At 39.6% G+C, this 19,182-nt stretch carries 13 protein-coding genes; all 13 read right to left on the bottom strand.

Features of this window, described 5'->3' with window-relative positions:
* Window position 1: 1 nt before the first annotated feature.
* The 13 genes from gatA to purD all read right to left on the bottom strand — a co-directional run bounded on the left by gatA (window position 2) and on the right by purD (window position 19,175).
* Window positions 2-1,471: an Asp-tRNA(Asn)/Glu-tRNA(Gln) amidotransferase subunit GatA gene (gene gatA, locus F7984_RS01955; protein WP_066108465.1), complete on the bottom strand. Its 1,470-nt coding sequence runs from the start codon at window positions 1,469-1,471 to the stop codon at window positions 2-4.
* 16 nt (window positions 1,472-1,487) lie between these two features.
* Window positions 1,488-1,778 (bottom strand): Asp-tRNA(Asn)/Glu-tRNA(Gln) amidotransferase subunit GatC, encoded by a 291-nt coding sequence (gene gatC, locus F7984_RS01950; protein WP_066108467.1) that lies wholly within the window; start codon window positions 1,776-1,778, stop codon window positions 1,488-1,490.
* A 434-nt stretch (window positions 1,779-2,212) separates the two neighbouring features.
* Complete coding sequence (gene aceA / locus F7984_RS01945; protein WP_139892755.1) at window positions 2,213-3,490, bottom strand: isocitrate lyase; 1,278 nt, start codon at window positions 3,488-3,490, stop codon at window positions 2,213-2,215.
* A gap of 42 nt (window positions 3,491-3,532) precedes the next feature.
* The gene (gene aceB / locus F7984_RS01940) at window positions 3,533-5,122 is read right to left on the bottom strand and encodes a malate synthase A (protein WP_066108474.1); all 1,590 of its coding nucleotides are present in this window, start codon (window positions 5,120-5,122) and stop codon (window positions 3,533-3,535) included.
* 559 nt (window positions 5,123-5,681) lie between these two features.
* The gene (gene pruA, locus F7984_RS01935; RefSeq protein WP_066108479.1) at window positions 5,682-7,229 is read right to left on the bottom strand and encodes an L-glutamate gamma-semialdehyde dehydrogenase; all 1,548 of its coding nucleotides are present in this window, start codon (window positions 7,227-7,229) and stop codon (window positions 5,682-5,684) included.
* A 154-nt stretch (window positions 7,230-7,383) separates the two neighbouring features.
* Entirely contained in the window at window positions 7,384-8,562 is a 1,179-nt protein-coding gene (locus F7984_RS01930; RefSeq protein WP_066108482.1) for a CamS family sex pheromone protein, read from the bottom strand.
* A 10-nt stretch (window positions 8,563-8,572) separates the two neighbouring features.
* Window positions 8,573-10,588 (bottom strand): NAD-dependent DNA ligase LigA, encoded by a 2,016-nt coding sequence (gene ligA, locus F7984_RS01925; RefSeq protein ID WP_066108485.1) that lies wholly within the window; start codon window positions 10,586-10,588, stop codon window positions 8,573-8,575.
* 37 nt (window positions 10,589-10,625) lie between these two features.
* Entirely contained in the window at window positions 10,626-12,899 is a 2,274-nt protein-coding gene (pcrA, locus tag F7984_RS01920; protein WP_066108490.1) for a DNA helicase PcrA, read from the bottom strand.
* A 64-nt stretch (window positions 12,900-12,963) separates the two neighbouring features.
* The gene (locus tag F7984_RS01915; RefSeq protein ID WP_066108493.1) at window positions 12,964-13,656 is read right to left on the bottom strand and encodes a heptaprenylglyceryl phosphate synthase; all 693 of its coding nucleotides are present in this window, start codon (window positions 13,654-13,656) and stop codon (window positions 12,964-12,966) included.
* 236 nt (window positions 13,657-13,892) lie between these two features.
* Complete coding sequence (locus F7984_RS01910) at window positions 13,893-14,192, bottom strand: YerC/YecD family TrpR-related protein (protein ID WP_066108496.1); 300 nt, start codon at window positions 14,190-14,192, stop codon at window positions 13,893-13,895.
* A gap of 15 nt (window positions 14,193-14,207) precedes the next feature.
* Window positions 14,208-15,239, bottom strand: a complete 1,032-nt coding sequence (locus tag F7984_RS01905) for a DUF3048 domain-containing protein (RefSeq protein ID WP_140462130.1) — start codon at window positions 15,237-15,239, stop codon at window positions 14,208-14,210.
* A 70-nt stretch (window positions 15,240-15,309) separates the two neighbouring features.
* Window positions 15,310-17,055, bottom strand: coding sequence for an adenine deaminase C-terminal domain-containing protein (locus tag F7984_RS01900; RefSeq protein ID WP_066108501.1), 1,746 nt, complete (start codon window positions 17,053-17,055; stop codon window positions 15,310-15,312).
* Window positions 17,056-17,903: 848 nt separating this feature from the next.
* Window positions 17,904-19,175, bottom strand: coding sequence for a phosphoribosylamine--glycine ligase (gene purD, locus F7984_RS01895; protein ID WP_140462204.1), 1,272 nt, complete (start codon window positions 19,173-19,175; stop codon window positions 17,904-17,906).
* Window positions 19,176-19,182 lie beyond the last annotated feature (7 nt).

Genomic DNA, 19,182 nt, shown 5'->3' with positions numbered 1-19,182 from the left:
ATTACTCCACCTCCTGTAGAGACGGTTTTTGTTTATGAAAATCTGTTGCCTGTTCATAGGCATGGGCAACTTTATAAACCGTACTTTCGTCAAAATGCTTCCCAATAATTTGTAAACCAAGCGGTAAGCCTTTACTAAATCCATTAGGAACGGAAATTCCCGGCACTCCAGCAAGATTGACAGGGATAGTTAAAATATCATTCATATACATCGTCATCGGATCATTTGTGTTTTCACCCAATTTAAATGCAGGTGTCGGTGTAGTTGGTCCTACAATGACATCATACTGATCAAATACGTTTTCAAAATCCCGTTTAATTAATGTACGTACTTTTTGTGCTTTCTTGTAGTATGCATCATAGTAACCGGAGCTTAATGCAAAGGTACCAAGCATAATCCGTCTTTTTACTTCATCCCCAAAGCCCTCGGCTCTCGATTGTTTATACATTTCAAGCAAGTTCTGTGGGTTTTCCGTTCTATGTCCATAACGAACACCGTCAAAACGAGAAAGGTTTGCAGATGCTTCAGAAGAAGACAATAAATAATACGTTGATAGAGCATATTTAGAATGCGGCAGAGATACCTCTTCATATGTTGCTCCCAATTTCTCCAGAACTGCCAATGAATCGAGGACTGACTGACGTACTTCCTCAGTCACGCCTTCGCCAAGATATTCTTTCGGAACAGCAATCCTAAGCCCCTTTACATCACCAGTTAATGCCCTTGTAAAATCTGGCACCTCAATATGCGCTGAAGTTCCGTCCATTGGATCCAGTCCGGCTATGGCATTTAATAAATAAGCATTATCCTCTACATTACGTGTAATCGGCCCAATTTGGTCCAATGAAGAAGCAAATGCTACTAAACCATAACGGGATACACGTCCGTATGTCGGCTTCATCCCTACAACCCCACAGAAGGAAGCCGGTTGACGGATAGAACCGCCTGTATCTGACCCCAGGCTAAATGGGACTTCACCAGCCGCAACCGCAGCCGCTGATCCACCTGAAGAACCTCCAGGCACACGTTCTAAATCCCATGGATTAGCTGTTTTTTTGTAACCTGAATTTTCTGTGGAAGAACCCATCGCGAATTCATCCATGTTCAACTTACCAATTGTGATGGTTTGCTCTTGTTTTAACTTTTCCACAACTGTTGCGTCATAAATCGGGTTAAAATTGTCCAATATTTTGCTGGCACAGGTCGTGCGAAGATTCTTAGTTACAATATTATCTTTAATTCCAATTGGCATTCCAAATAAAGGACCGCCGATTTCTCCGGAAACTAGCTGTTCATCCAGTTTTTCAGCTTCTTTGTATGCATTTTCCTCATTTAATGTTAGAAATGCATTTACATTGTCTTCAACTTTTTTTATTTTAGAAAAGGATTCTGAAACTAGATCTGTTACTGATAATTCCTTTTTACGAAGCGACTCATGCAAGTCCGCTATTTTACGATCAAATAAAGACATGATTTTCCCTCCCTGACTACTCCATTATTCCCGGTACACGTATTTGTCCATCTTGATGGTCAGGAGCATTTTTCAGTACTTCTTCCCTAGGCAATCCTTTAGATGCCTTGTCTTCTCTCAAGACATTCTTCATATGTAAAACATGTGTAGTAGGTTCGATATTTTCAGTATCTAACTCATTCAATTGTTCAGCAAACGTAATAATTGAATCCAACTGTTTTTGTAACCTTTCAGTTTCTTCTTCTGTAATAGCTAATCTTGACAAATTAGCAACATGATTTACTTCTTCTTTTGAAATGCGAGTCATTTCATACACCTCCATTTTGCTACGTGCTCCAAATACAATTATTATGATAATACCAAACTTTCGCGCGTTAAAGCAATCGGAATTAACCACAGAAACTAGCTTATAGACAATTAAATAAAGAAAGATGGAATTATTCCCCTGATCACCGAATTATTGCCCGGGAAAAGTTTGTCGTGATTTGAAAAATCCATTAATCTCAATTGTTGATAAAATACGACATACTACACCTTTTTATAAATCAATCTTCCTTCTTTGACCAGTCACTTATACATTTCTTTCAAAGACCCGATAGATAACTCAACCTTTTTCCACCTATGACCTGTTTTTTGTCAGCAGAATAGCTCGAAAATACTTCGGTTATTCAAATAGTTTGGAGATTCATTTTCCAAATATAAAAAAAGGAATCTGAATAAGTTTCAGATTCCTTTTGTATATTAGGCTTCTTGGAATTGCTCTTCTTCCGTAGAACCTTTTAGGGCCGTTGTAGAAGAAGTTCCTCCAGTAATAACCTGTGCTACTTCATCAAAATAGCCAGTTCCTACTTCACGTTGGTGTCTTGTTGCTGTGTAGCCGTATTGTTCGCTTGCAAATTCATTCTGTTGCAGCTCAGAATAGGCAGCCATTCCGCGCTCTTTGTATCCTCTTGCTAATTCAAACATGCTATGATTCAGGGCATGGAATCCGGCAAGTGTAACGAATTGGAATTTGTAGCCCATTTTCGCGATTTCCTTTTGGAAGTTTGCAATGGTATCATCATCCAATTTTTTCTTCCAGTTGAAGGATGGTGAACAGTTATAGGCTAATATTTTATTTGGATATTTTTCATGGATGGCATCGGCAAATTTCTTCGCATCCTCAAGATTAGGCTCAGATGTTTCACACCAGATTAAATCTGCGTATGGTGCATAAGAAAGTCCCCTTGCAATTGCTTGATCAATGCCTGCCTTCGTACGATAGAATCCTTCAGGAGTTCTTTCACCTGTGATAAATTCCTTATCAGTAGGATCAATATCACTTGTGATTAAGTCAGCTGCATCCGCATCCGTGCGGGCAATCAGAATAGTTGGGACACCCATTACGTCTGCAGCAAGACGAGCTGCAATTAGGTTTCTCACTGCTGTTTGCGTTGGAAGAAGTACTTTACCGCCCAAATGGCCGCATTTCTTTTCAGAAGATAGCTGATCTTCAAAGTGAACACCTGCTGCACCTGCTTCAATCATGCCTTTCATCAGTTCAAAACAATTCAACTGACCGCCAAAGCCTGCTTCAGCATCAGCAACAATCGGTTGGAACCAATCGATATCTTCTTTACCTTCTGAGTAGTGGATTTGATCCGCACGTTGAAGCGCCTGGTTTATACGTTTTACGACAGCCGGTACGCTATTGGCTGGGTATAAAGATTGGTCAGGATACATATTTCCGGAAAGGTTCGCATCTGCAGCAACTTGCCATCCGCTTAAGTAAATCGCTTTTAATCCTGCTTTTACCTGTTGGACAGCCTGATTACCTGTTAATGCACCTAGCGCATTAATATAATCCTCTGTTTTAAGGTAATTCCAAAGCTTTTCGGAACCTCTTCTTGCTAAAGTGTGTTCAATTTGCATGGAACCACGCAGTTTTAATACATCTTCTGCTGTATAAGAACGTTCAATTCCTTCCCATCTTTCATCTTTCCACTCAGCCTCTATTTGTTTAATCAGTTCTTCTCTCATCTTTTGTACTTCCTCCTTTTATATGAAACCTAATGATTTGTTTTATAGAATTTCGTAGGCAGGTAAAGTCAAGAAGTCATAATACTCATCACTGATAATCAATTTATCAAAAAGCTCTGCTGCTTCGGTGAAACGCCCATTCTCAAAACGTTCTTCACCAAGATCCTGTTTAATCTTTTGCAGCTCTTCTTCTTTTAATGTTTTGTACATCTCCATATCAATCTTGCGTCCATCATCCAATACACCTTTAGGATGACGTAACCATTGCCACACTTGAGCTCGGGAGATTTCAGCAGTAGCTGCATCCTCCATCAGATTATTAATCGGTGCTGCACCTCTTCCATTAAGCCAGGATTCTATATATTGAATTCCAACATTAATATTAGTCCGAACACCTTGCTCTGTGATGGAGCCCTCTGGCACCTCGAGGAGATCAGTTGCTGTAACCTGAACATCGTCACGCTTTTTATCGATTTGATTCGGCTTCGGCATATAGTGGTCAAATACTTCCTTTGCCACTGGTACAAGAGCAGGATGGGCGACCCATGTTCCATCATGGCCATTTTTCGCTTCGCGTTCCTTATCAGCCTTTACCTTGGCAAAGGCCTCTTCATTTGCTTTTTCATCATTTTTAACCGGGATTTGTGCAGCCATGCCGCCAATAGCTGGTGCATTCCGTTTATGGCAGGTTTTAATGGCCAACTGGGAATAGGCAGACATGAATGGCACAGCCATTGTGACAACAGATCGATCCGGTAGAATGATAGAATCATGGTTTCTGAATTTCTTCAGATAGCTGAAAATATAATCCCATCTTCCACAGTTTAAACCGGCTGAATGATCCTTCAATTCATACAGAATTTCATCCATTTCAAATGCTGCAAGGATGGTTTCAATGAGGACAGTTGCTTTAATGGAACCTTGTGGAATACCTAGGTGATTTTGTGCATAAACGAAGACGTCATTCCATAAGCGTGCTTCCAGATGACTCTCTATTTTAGGCAAGTAAAAGTAGGGACCGCTTCCATTTTCGAGTAAGGTCTTTGCATTATGGAAGAAGTAAAGTCCAAAGTCAAAAAGTCCACCGGAGATCGGCTGTCCTTCCAACGTGACATTTTTTTCTTCCAAATGAAAACCTCTTGGTCGAATGATGGGAACAGCAGTTTCTTCATTTAATTTATATTTTTTACCGTTTGGATTTTCAAAAGTAATTGTACGGTTTACAGCATCGCGGAGATTAATATGGCCTTCAATATTGTTTTTCCATGTTGGGGAGTTGGCGTCTTCAAAATCAGCCATAAAGCATTTAGCGCCTGAATTTAAAGCATTAATCACCATTTTCCGATCTACAGGTCCTGTAATTTCAACTCTTCTATCCTGCAGGTCCTGTGGTAAAGGTGCAATTGTCCAATCACCTTCACGAACACTTTTTGTCTCCGGCAAAAAGTCTGGAAGTTTACCATTATCAATTTCTTCTTGGCGCTTGGTACGCTGCTCAAGCAATTCCTTTCGCCTTGATCCAAAGTGCCTTTCCAGATTCTCAATGAATTCAAGAGCTTCCGGAGTCAATATCTCATCAAAACCATTCTCCATTTTTCCAAGAATATTGATTCCATTCGTTTGTACTGCCATGTAAGACATTCACTTCCTTTACCTGTATGTTTTGTTATAAAACAGAAAAATTATTATATTTTGTATTATATAACAGTTTGTGGTTTTTGCAAACTATTTTGCAGTAAAATTTTGCATATTTTATAAAATAGGGTAAAACATCTCACAAACTAAGGAGAAATGTAATATTTAGAGATTACAGGTATAGTATGAATTTCATAGACAATAACCATTTTGATATTCTTAACTTTATCTTGAACACAAGACGACTGATTGATAATCTCGCTCAATCAAAGTAACAATCGCTAAAAAACTATGATTATCACTCATTAGGATCTATTTCCGCTCAATTCCTACCAAAATCCGCCCAATAAAGTGCTCTTTCGCTCATTTCTCCATTAAAAGTCTTAGTTTTCTTACCCAAGAAACTCAAAAGCTTATTATTTTTGATAGTTTGCTTAAAAAATTTGATTTCCCCCTCAATCAAATTTTTTATGTTAATAGACTCTTATTCCCCCTGTTAATAAAAAAGATCCCCACCGAAAACAATCGGAGAGGAGCTTTAATATAGCCATATATATTAATAGGTTTCAGATGTAGTTTTAGCTTGCATATGCAATGTTAAGTAGTCAGGACCGCCTGCTTTTGAATCCGTACCGGACATATTGAAGCCGCCAAATGGTTGGTAGCCGACTATCGCACCTGTACAGCCTCTATTAAAGTATAGGTTTCCAACATGGAAATCTTCACGGGCTTTTTCTTGGTGTGCACGATTTCTAGTAATTACAGCGCCTGTCAATCCGTAATCTGTATTATTAGCTATTTCAATTGCTTCATCAAAGTTACGGGCTTTGCTGAATGCTACAACAGGACCGAAGATTTCTTCTTTCATAATTCGAGCATCAGGTGCCAAATCGGCTATAATGGTCGGTTGAACAAAGAATCCTTTGGAATCATCCGATTCTCCGCCTGTCATGAGGCGACCCTCATTTTTGCCAATCTCAATGTACTCGGTTATTTTCTTGAATGCAGAAGCATCCACGACTGGTCCCATAAATGTAGCAGAATCGGTCGGATCTCCTACAGTCAATTCTTTTGTCAATTCAATCGCTCTGTCCAGTACTCTATCATACACATCTTCTACAATAACAGCTCTTGAACAAGCAGAGCATTTTTGTCCGGCAAATCCAAACGCTGACGCAACGATTGACTTGGCAGCCAATTCAAGATCAGCATCTGAATCTACGACAATTGTATCTTTACCGCCCATTTCAGCGATAACACGCTTCAGCCAAATTTGGCCTTCCTGTACCTTAGAAGCTCTCTCGTAAATCCTGGTTCCAACTTCACGGGAACCTGTGAAGCTGACAAAACGAGTTTGCGGATGATCAACAAGATAGTCTCCCACTTCACTTCCATTTCCAGGTACAAAGTTAATAACGCCTGCAGGAAGACCGGCCTCTTCCATAACCTCTACGAACTTAGCAGCCACGACCGGTGTTGTGGAAGCTGGTTTTAGCAATACTGTATTACCCGTAACAACAGCTGCTACGCATGTACCGGCCATAATCGCAAATGGGAAGTTCCATGGGGAAATAATAATTCCCACTCCCAGTGGTATGTAGTCATATCTATTATATTCATTAGGACGGCTTTGTACCGGCTGCCCATTCTTTAATTTCAACATTTGTCTAGCATAGTACTCAAGGAAATCAATTGCTTCAGCTGTATCCGCATCCGCTTCAACCCATGGTTTTCCCGCTTCTCTTACCATAATGGCAGAAAATTCATGCTTTCTGCGGCGAATAATGGCAGCTGCTTTAAATAAAACATCTGCACGCACTTCAGGTTTCGTTTTACTCCAAGTCTTGTAAGCTTTTAGTGCCTCCTGCATTGCCTTTTCTGCTAAATCTTTATTTGCCTTGGAAACGCGGCCTACTACTACTTTTTTATCTGATGGGCTAATGGAAACAATTTTATCATCTGTAGATACTCTTTCTCCACCGATAATCAAATCATAGTCCTTGCCAAGATAGCTATCTACTAATCCCAAAGCATCCTCAAACGCTTTTTTGTTTTCGCTTACAGAAAAATCAGTAAGTGGTTCGTGCTTATATGCTTGTACCATTTGATTCCCTCCCTATATTTCTGTAGTAACCCCTTTTTATTCTACTCTATTGGAAGCTTGTAAGTCATCTAATATAGTTTATATTCAAAATCTTCACAAGAAACTAACTACATATCTATATCCACAAAAAAGCTACCACAATGGGTAGCTCTGTTTATTCATTATATATATACACATCTGGTTCTTTGGAATTTGCCTTTTTCACAATGAGTGATTCCTGTCCATTGGAAGATGCAATTTTTGTCTCCACCGATAAATATTCAGGGAAACTCGATTTCACCAATCCAGCCACATATTGTGTAAATCCAATAACCTCTGTTTTTCCGTAAAACTGCATATCTATGGAGATGGTCAGCTTTTGCAATTCTTTATTCACATAAAAGGCTTTTCCAATTACTCCATTAAAATTAGGGAAGTATTCTTCAACATCCTGCTTAAAATTAGCAAAGGTCGTTGCATCATCACGGAAATCCTTTGTTGCTTTATTGGATGGGAACAAATAATACTCTTCTTGTACGTTTGTCCATTTGGAAATCTTATTACTTTTCTCTCCTACTTTTGTATAAGAAATAAAATTCCCAGGCACAACCGCATCCTTGCTTCCTTGTTCAAATAAAGCAACCATAATCGGAACGGTTTCTCCGCCTTCCATTGTTCTAATTCGTTTCACAACTTCAGCTGCAATTTTTTGACCTTCTTCAAGCAGTTTATCTTCTTCAATTTTTATTTCGTACGTTTCCCCATACTTTTCCTTTTGATAATAAAATACTGAATTCAAGGCAAGCCCTATCGAAATGCCGCCCAACTCAACTTTATTATCATCTGTTTTGATCAGATAATCATGCTCTAAAATATGGGCAAGATATTCTGGATTTTTCTCATATCTTTCCTCAATATCACCCTTCCCATCATCTAAAGGGTTTAAGCCGACGTTGTCCTCAGCAGTCAGTTTGTTCTCTTTCAACTGCCCTTTTGTATATTTACGATTCAGCCAGCTTTTAATCGTTTTCGTGTCCAATAACTGACCTTCTCTAAAAATATATTCCTCCGTTGAGAATGGGTCATGAGACAATCTCATCAGCCCTGTTTCAAACTCTTCCAAATCAAGTCGCGTATTAATGTTTGAAACCACAAGACCTCTGGAACTGCTTATCTGATAAGGCAGCATCGTTTGATAATAATTGTCGGAGATTTGATATTCGGGAATAATGGAAGACTCTTTCTTGGAATCTTTCTCGGTATTATCCTCTACTACCTCATCCTTATCAAATTGTGGTGCGCAGCCTACAAGCATAAGTGCCAGTACCATGGTTATTGCTATCAAACGCTTCATCCCTACACCTCTATCCCTGCTTGCCCAGTTCTTCCAGTAAATTGCTTTCATCCCATATTTCAATTCCTAAATCCTGGGCTTTTTTTAATTTTGATCCGGCATCTTCTCCGGCTATTACTAAATCTGTCTTTTTACTTACGCTACCCGTTACAGTTCCACCTAAAGCTTCAATCAACTCTTTTGCTTCAGTTCGTCCGTACTTTTCCATCTTTCCTGTAAGTACAATGGTTTTTCCAGAAAAATAACTATCTGTAGCTTCAGCGATATTTTTCTTTTTACCTTTATAGAGCATATTAACCCCAGCATTTTTTAATTCATCGATCAATTGCTGGCATTCTTCCTGATTAAAATAAGTCACAACCGCATCAGCCATTTTGTCCCCAATTTCATTAATAGCTGTCAATTCAGCTACATTTGCCGACATTAGACGATCCATGTCTTCAAATTCTTCCGCGAGGATTCTTGCAGCCTTAGCACCAACATGGCGGATTCCCAGTCCAAATAAAAGGCGCTCCAATGAGTTGCTCTTAGATGCTTCAATAGCGTTCAAAAGATTGTTCGCTGATTTATCCCCCATACGCTCCAAATTAATCAGCTGGTCATATGTCAATTTATAAATATCCGCTACATCCTTAATTAACGATTCATCGAATAATTGAATGATGACTTTTTCACCCAGACCATCAATATTCATGGCATTTCGTGAAACAAAGTGAATCATCCCCTCTTTAATCTGAGCTGGACACTTTGGATTGATGCAGCGCAAAGCTACCTCTCCTTCCAAACGAACAAGCTCACTATCGCAGTCAGGGCAATGCGTTGGCATATGGAATTCCTTTTCTTCCCCTGTCCGCTTATCAAACAGAACATTGACAACCTCCGGAATAATATCACCGGCTTTTTTGACGACAACATGGTCTCCAAGCCGAATATCTTTTTCACGGATTAGGTCCTCATTATGAAGGGAAGCCCGTTTAACTGTTGTACCTGCTACTCTTACCGGGTCCAATAAGGCGGTTGGCGTAATAACGCCTGTACGACCGACAGTCAATTCAATATCGCGAAGAATAGTGATGACTTCCTCTGCAGGGAATTTATATGCAATCGCCCATCTTGGACTTTTTGCAGTATATCCTAATTCCTCTTGTTGAGAAAGTGAATCGACTTTGATGACGATTCCATCAATATCATAATCAAGCTCAGGCCTTTTGGCTGACCATTCCTCAATATACTCTAATACATCTTCAATCGTAGCACATCTTCTGCGATGCGGATTGGTTTTCAATCCTAATTTTTGAAGAAAGTCAAGTCCTTCACCATGGGATTCAACACCTGTTTCTCCTGTTTCACCAATCCCATAAAGGAAAATATCCAAATTCCGCGAAGCAGCTATGCGTGGATCAAGCTGACGCAAGGATCCTGCTGCTGCATTTCGTGGATTGGCAAATGGCTCTTCCCCATTTTCTTCCTTCTTTGCATTTAAGGAAACAAACGATTTCTTTGGCATATATGCCTCACCGCGTACCTCAAATGTAACTGGTTCATTCAATCGGAGTGGGATGGAACGAATGGTTTTAAGATTAGCAGTAATATCCTCACCAATTGTTCCATTTCCTCTTGTAGCCCCTTTAACAAATAGCCCTTCTTCATAACGCAGGGAAACTGCCAGTCCATCTATTTTCAATTCACATATATAAGAATATCGGTCTGTACCAAGCCCTGAATTTACTCGGCGGTCAAAATCGCGCAAATCACTTTCGTTAAAGGCGTTACCAAGACTTAGCATCGGTGTAATATGTTCTACTTTTGCAAACGTATCAAGCACTTGTCCACCAACTCTTTGAGTAGGTGAATCTGGGGTTTGCAGCTCCGGATATTGACTCTCCAATTCCACCAACTCTTTATACGTCTGATCATATACAGAATCAGGAACTGATGGCTGGTCGAGAACATAGTATTCATATCCATATTGGTTTAATAGTGATTGAAGCTCAGCCACTCGTTTTTGCGCTTCTTTTATATCCATATTTTCAGCCCTCTCTACTCAATGTTTCTCTTGCGGACTATTGTTTTGTGATTGGTGCAAATTTGGCAAGGAGTCGTTTGATACCCATAGATGGGAATGCAATATCCAGCTCCAGACCGTCTCCGCTTCCTTTTACGCTGACAACTGTACCTACGCCCCATTTACCATGGGCCGCTTTATCGCCAACCTGCCAGTCGAGTTTTTCTCCGCCGGACTCATTCATCATCGATCTTCCGACAGTTTTAGGTCTTGCTGCACCATTGATTCCTGAATTGTTAAGACCGGCACCATTTATACCCGTTCTAGTTCTTGTACCTGAACCTGAATGCATAAAGGAAGGTCTTGACTGCCTTTGCTCTTCAGGCGGATTTAACAGTTCAATTAAATCCTGTGGAATTTCTTTAATAAAGCGAGATACAGGGTTCAGATTAGTACGTCCATATAATGTACGCATCTGTGCATTCGTAATAAATAATTCACGTTCAGCCCGTGTGATCCCAACATAAGCAAGCCGTCGTTCTTCTTCCATTTCCGCTTCTTCCATTAAGGCACGGCTATGCGGGAAGACACCTTCTTCAAGTCCAATCAGGAATACAGCAGGGAATTCCAGCCCTTTTGCCGAGTGAAGTGTCATTAATACAACGCCATCTGTCACGGCTTCATCCTCATCCATACGGTCAATGTCCGCAACAAGAGCAAGGTCTGTTAAGAAGGCAACCAGGCTCTTATCATCACTGCCCTTTTCAAAGTTTTTCGTAACAGATAAGAACTCATCAATATTCTCTAGGCGTGTTTCTGCTTCAATCGTCTTCTCAATTTCCAACGACTTTCGATACCCTGATTTTTCAATGACTTCTTCTATTAATTCTGTAACAGACAGGAATTCCTGCATTTGCGTATAGTTTTTAATTAGGTCCCTGAATTCAGCAGCCCCATTATAAGCTTTACCGCTAAGTCCAATAAATTCAAGCTCCATCATAGCCTGATACATAGAAATATCATGATCGGCAGCATAATTAGCAATTTTATCAACTGAGCTTGCTCCAACTCCACGCTTTGGAACATTGATGACCCTGCGCAAGCTAATATCATCGTCCGGATTGGCAATGAGTCGCAGATAAGCAAGAATATCTTTAATCTCTTTACGATCATAGAACTTAATACCGCCAACAATCGTATATGGAATATTGGATTTAAGCAGAACTTCCTCCATTACCCTTGACTGAGCATTCGTACGGTACAAAATGGCAATATCAGATAGCTTCTTCCCTTGCTGTTCTGTCAGCTCTTTAATCTTTCCAGCAACGAACTGTGCTTCACCTTGTTCACTGTCCGCACGGTAATATGCCAACTTATTCCCTTCCAGGTTTTCTGTCCACAAATTCTTTTCCTTACGATTCAGGTTGTTGTTAATTACTCCATTGGCAGCCGCTAAAATCCGTTTTGAGGAGCGATAATTCTGCTCAAGCAAAATAACATTGGCATCAGGATAATCCTTTTCAAAGGAGAGAATGTTGGCAATATCAGCACCACGCCAGCGATAGATGGACTGATCGGAATCACCAACTACACATAGGTTTTTAAAACGCTGTGCCAATTTCTTTACAAGCATATATTGTGCACGGTTCGTATCCTGATACTCATCCACGTGAATATATTGAAACTTTCTTTGATAGAATTCCAGTACTTCCGGAACCTTATCAAAAAGTTCAAATGTCTTCATAATCAAATCATCAAAGTCCAATGCCTGATTTTTACGGAGTCGCTTCTGATACTCTGTATAAAGATCAGCTACTGTTTGCTCATAGTAATTGCCTGCACTGTTCGCAAATTCCTCATAGTTGATCAATTCATTTTTGGCAGAGGAAATGGAACCAAGAATCGTCTTAGGATCGAATTTCTTCGTATCAATATTCTTCTCTTTCATTATTTGCTTAATAACCGTTTGCTGATCACCTGGGTCAAGAATTGAGAAATTGCGATTCATACCAATTCGGTCAATATCACGGCGCAGGATTCGCACGCACATTGAGTGGAAAGTAGAAATCCAAATATCCTCTGCAGCGCCGCCTAGGATTCCCTGAATTCTTTCCTTCATTTCTCTTGCTGCCTTATTGGTAAACGTAATGGCAAGAATATTCCACGGTGCTACTTCTTTTTCTACAATTAGAAAGGCAATGCGGTGGGTAAGTACCTTTGTCTTCCCACTGCCCGCTCCGGCCATAATTAGCAAAGGTCCATCCGTAGCTTGTACAGCCTCTTTTTGTTTATTATTTAATCCCGTTAACAGTCGATCTGTTAAGAATTGCATTATGACACCACCCTAACGAACATTTGTTCTTATTATACTTCATCCAATGGCTTTAACGACAATTTTATTTATTCTTTTTGGCAGAATCTACTGTCAAGAGAGCCGTTTTTAAATCCTCATAGACGAGGTTTCCGACTACAATTACATCTGACAAGCTGGACATTTCCTCAGCTTTTTCGATGCTTGTAATCCCTCCGCCGTAGAATAGCGTTGTATTCATCAATGTATTTTTAACGGTCTTGACAAGTGCTGGATCCCCATACTTTCCGCTGTATTCCAAATAAAAAATAGGCAAATTTAATACTTTTTCTGCCACAAGAGCATAGGCTGCCGCATCTTCTTCCGTCAAATCGGTATTGGCATCCGTTAAATCTGCTGCCTTACAATCAGCATTCATGATGCAATATCCTTCCACATGCATTTCGTCCCAATTAATCATGTGGCCAAATTCTTTAATTGCTTCTTTATGCAAACCAAGAATCCAATCCGGATTCCTGCTATTTAAAACAGATGGTATAAAATACAAATCAAATCCCGGGGTTATGGATTCTATATTTGATACTTCAAGCACACAAGGCAATGTATAACGCCTAACGCGGGCCATTAAGTCCAGAACATTTTCTAGTGTAACACCATCTGTTCCTCCGACAATAATAGCATCCGTACCCGATTCACAAACCTTTTCGAGTGCTTCATCTGAAATTTCCTTATTAGGATCGAGTTTAAACACATGTTTCCACTCGCGAAAATCGTACATGCAAAACAGCCCCCATTCTAATTTCCATTTAACCATTATAGCATTCCTTTTAGAGTTCCCAAAGAGTTAGAAAATTCATATGCACAACTGTTATCTAACTGGTTATAAATATGTGTTCTACTCTGGTGCGCGCCTACTTAATTGTCAATTAGATGATACGTTCCCAGCCTGAGTACATATAAAAAAGCAAGCAACCGATGTGCATATTCCACGCGGTCTGCTTGCTTTTATTTATTTCAGGCATTATCTTCTTTTAATCTTCCCAGTGCCATTGAGTACGCATCATTCCCATAATTCAAACAACGTTTAACCCTTGAAATAGTTGCAGTGCTTGCTCCGGTTTCAGTTTCAATCATATGATACGTTTTACCTTCTTCAAGCATTCGGGCAACCTCGAGGCGTTGGGCAAGAGATTGTATTTCATTCACCGTACATAAATCATCAAAGAAACGATAACATTCATCGAGATCTTTCAAGGATAATATCGCGTTGAATAATTGATCCAACTCTTTCCCTTTTAGTTTGTTAATTTGCATATATCCAGGTTCCTCCTAATCATTTGAGAGTTTGACACTATTATTTAAGCCCGGTTGATCCGGAATAATATTAATCCATGTTTTTCCCTGCACCAATTTTACTTCCGTTTCACCGGATACAGGTACAATTCGACCATCTTTACTTACCCATTGAATCTCCAGGCGTTTACCTTTTTGCAGTAAGTATGCATCTCCGCCCGCAGTTAAATCAATACTCCTGCGGCCTTTATCATCAATCACCTTATGAATAGCTTCCACAATAAGGATATTATCCAGTAGAACGGGATCTTTCGTATCTTGATCTTCCGTGCGTACTCCCGCTGTATGGCGTGTATACTTTTCACTCGCCGAATCATACTTATAGGTCACATCATAATCTAGAGATCCATAAGATAGAGCAGCAACTTTATAGTCCTCACCGGAAATTAATCCTGTTTCATCGTCGGAAAAAAAGCTATACGGCGGGGTATTCTCTTCCATTGAATAACCTTCTTTTTGTGCACCCTCTAAGATATTTTCATAGGTGATATAGGAATTATGCGGCGCTTTTCGATCAGAAGATCGTTTGAAGAGTGTCCCGTCATGGTTAAGTCCGTTCAAGTGGTCTATATAATCAGATTGAATCAGCTTTTTCGCATCAGGACTCCAGCCATGAAAAATATACAGGCTTTCATATCCTTTGGCAATCTCTATATAATAATCTCTCGCACTTCTAATTGGCCCAATGTTTTCGGGAAATTCGCTTTGGTAGATAGCCAAAAACCTAGTTATATTACTTTCAGCTAAAACCTCATATACGACATCTGCTTTAGATAGGCCAGACTGTGGTCTTGCTTTGGGATGATTATTGACCATAACCGATACAGCCCTGTGGTTGACCTCTTCGTCCGTTCCCACACCCGTTAACGGATACGTATTCACCGGCTTAGCAGCTACCTCTTCTTTATCAGTTTGAGGTTTATCAATAATGGTTTCTTCCTTATTCCCTGAACACCCTGCCAGAAGGACAAAAACTAAAGCCACCATGAACCCAGCTTTCCTCAACATGCCCTACACCCCTTAAAGTGAAATTAACCCACCATGATCTACCTTTTATTTTTCTCTATTCTTTATTATTTTAACGCATTATAGTCGGAAAGAGTACAGATTTATTCATAACGTCATATAATCCTGCCTGTGTTACCCTTATATAAGGTAAATGAGTAGAGGAAAAGAACAGTAAAGAATAAATCGGATCCTCGAATGGGTATCCCTTTTCAGTCAATATTTCTCGCAATCTAGTTTCTTCTTCTATTAAAATCGGGAGTTCTTGATTAGACATCATTCCTTGCAGCTCCAGAGGCATTTCGAACAATATTTCACCTTTCTCTGCAATCACAATTCCCCCACCGATTTCTTTCATTCGGTTAAAAGCCAGTCTCATATCTTTCTTACTTTTTCCAATCAACAATATATCCCCAGAGTTAGAAAAGGATGAAGCAAATCCATACAAACGGTTGGCAAACCCCTTTAATATCGTATTGATTCTGAATTTACCATCTCTTGTTAGGTACGTAAAAAAGCTCTCATCATGGTCTTCATCCAAAACTTCTCTTGAAATATCAATATGAATCGAATATGGCTTAGTGATGACGCTATTTTCCATATTGATGCCAAATGGCATTGAGTATTGGAAGTCGTAATCTGTAAGCTCCCAATCAAGCTCCAGAGGGCTAAGGCCAAAGTCTTTCCAGGCGATCGATGTTCGATTCGTTTCAACCTGTCTTCCATCCCTTTTCACCCACTGCCCTTTTGATAAAACAGAGTGAGGAGTAGGCTGATCCTTGGCAGACAGGAAGTTAATATTGGCTACTCGTCCTGTCGCAATATTTCCGTGTAAATAATCGATATTATAATAGCGGGCTATATTTAAGGAAGCCATATTATACGCATCAATAATAGGCACACCTTTTTCAATTGCTATCGAGATTAATTGATCCGTAAATCCATCTTTATAAAATCCAGGTGTTGAACCATCTGTATTAAAAAATAATCGATCATAGGAGTTCAATTCGTATTCTTTTAAATCATCCAAAATACGGGGTAAATCCGGACGAATGGATGAATGCCTCAAGGACACATCATATCCCTGCATCAGTCTGCGAATGACTTCTTCTCCTGTCATAGCCTCATGATCACAATCCGCACCAAGCAGCATTAATTTAGATAATGTTTTTTCAGAAGCGCCCGGGAAATGTCCTTCAATTTTCTTTCTCATTCTTTTTGCTTCCTGTATCCAGTGAAGCATCATGTCATCTCCATCAAGAAGACGCGGCCATCCTGTTAGCTCTCCAGCCTGCAGGACTCCATCGTGCTCAAGCCAGCTCTTTACATTAGAATGCGAGAATACCATCTCTTCATTTCTCAGCTCAGTTTGAGAATCCAATCTGGCCCACCAATACATGCTGATTGGAAGATGACGTAATTCCTTCAGCAGTGCAAACGCTTGTCTATTGTCCAAAAGAGTAAACAAAAGCATGTTATCATTGATTAAGGTGGTTGTTCCATATTGAGCAGCATGCATGCCAAGAGTAGCCGGATTATATAATTGATATGGATGGGCATGCGGTTCAATATAACCTGGTACCAGGTATTGATCCGTACAGTCTACAATCTCATACCCGTCCTGTATAACAGGCATGTTATCCCCGACATATACAATTCGATCTTCATAGATCCATATATTCGCCTTCATCCACTTTTTAAACACCTGATTCAAATACACGGCATTCGTTAAAACAAGAGTTGGCGCTACTTTACCATCTATCACATGAACATGCTCGCGCAGTTGTTTATTTTTCCATCTATATCGTTGTCCAAGCATAAAAATACCCCCTTCGCAAAACATCATTTCTTATATTTAAAAAAACGGAAGCATCGCCCTTCCATTTTTAAAATTAAAATGTAAGCCTTTTCAATATACTAACATATTTTTATTATTTAGAGCATTAAAGAATGAAATTAATTTGTAATTCTTTACATTTCAGCATTATTAAATAACTATAAGTATTTTTGGATATATGACTTTTACGTATAATCACATTAAAAAGTTCCCTTTAATAAAGGAAAAAGATTGGACAACCCCCAAATAGACTCTTCCCTTGCCCCTTTAAACTAAACCTGTAAAGCCGCATTATTTATTTTATCGCTCTCAAGATGCAGGAAGAAAAAACATGTGGATAGGAACTATCCTATATTTCTTCAGAAAACATCATTTCTATTTAAAAGATGATATCTTTTTAGTGATTTTTGTCGCAGAAAATCAATTAATGATTTTTCTAGTCTAATATTTAAGAATATTATTGTTTTTTAAAGGTATATGAGCGAAATTGTTAAACTATTGAGCGATTTTAAAAATAAATGAGCGAAAACAAAGATTATTGAGCGATTTTAGAGGATTTATGAGCGAATTTCAGAGAATAGAGCGAATTATACTGTGATTGAGCGATATTAATAGATTTTACGCGAATTCCCTTCTGATTTGTTGAAGTTTGTTTGAAGCGATTTAAAATTTATCTTATTACTAAACATAAAGTGATTGGATCACTTTTTGCCAATGTTAACCATGCTCCTCTGCATACCTTTTTGGCATATGAAAAAGGCCGACCTCTTCAGGTCGACCAGTAGCCAATTTAATGTTCCTTGCATTACTAACTAGCTAATAAACAGCCTCTAACCGTTATATTTTTCAATAGCACGCTCTCCAATATCATGGCGATAATAGAGACCATTACATTGAATTCCCTCTAGCTCCCGATAAGACTTTTTCTGGGCAATCTCCAGTGTTTTACCGAGTGCAGTTAGTAAGAGGACTCTTCCTCCATTTGTCAAAAACTCACCCAGTTCATTTTTATTTGTCCCTGCGTGATAAATATGTGTATCGATATCAACATACTTTAAGCCTTTTATAATACTGCCATTTTCATACTCACCTGGGTAGCCATTAGCTGCCATGACGACTCCAAGGGCGCTTTCTTCAGACCATTCCAAATCCATATCGACAGAATTCAGAACGTTTTCAACCACATCCATAAAATCTGACTTTAACCTTGGTAGGATGACCTGTGTTTCCGGGTCACCAAATCGGGCATTAAACTCAATCACCTTTGGACCCTCAGCAGTAGCGATTAATCCGGCATAAAGGACCCCGGTGAATGATTTACCCTCTTTCACCATTGCCTTTGCTGTCGGTATCAGAATTTTCGCTAACGCCTGGCTAACCATGTCTTGACTGATGTGCGGAACAGGAGAGTAAGCTCCCATTCCACCTGTGTTCGGACCTTTATCACCATCAAAAGCACGTTTATGATCCTGAGCAATTTCCATCGGATAGACCTTTTCTCCATTTACAAAAGCCATAAAGGAGAACTCCTCCCCAATCAAAAATTCCTCAATCACAACTTTTTTAGAAGACTCTCCAAACCTTTGATTGAGCAGCATTTCTTTCAAGGCACTGAGCGCATCCCCTTCCGTCATTGCGACGACTACACCCTTGCCTGCTGCAAGACCATCCGCCTTAATAACAATTGGTGCACCCTTTTTCTTTACATATTGGACTGCCTTTTCATAATCCGTAAATGTTTCATATTCTGCTGTAGGAATATCATATTTTTTCAGCAAATCCTTCGTAAAAGACTTACTTCCTTCTATTATGGCGGCAGCTTTGGTGGGTCCGAATACGATTAGGTCATGGTCCAGAAATTCATCTACAATTCCGTTCACTAAAGGAGTTTCCGGACCTATAAATGTTAGTTCTATTTCATTTTCTTTCGCAAAATCAACTAATCTGGTATGATCTATCTCCTGGATATCCACAATCTCAGCAACATCTGCCATTCCGGGATTGCCTGGTGCTACAAATACTTTTGTAACGCGCTTGCTCTCAGCAAATTTTCTGGCCAATGCATGTTCGCGACCTCCACGCCCTATAACAAGTACTTTCATCATCTCG

Source organism: Pradoshia sp. D12 (assembly GCF_008935075.1).
Lineage (GTDB): Bacteria > Bacillota > Bacilli > Bacillales > Pradoshiaceae > Pradoshia.
The sequence above is the reverse complement of the archived record's forward strand: the minus strand, read 5'-3'. Positions and strand labels throughout refer to the sequence as shown.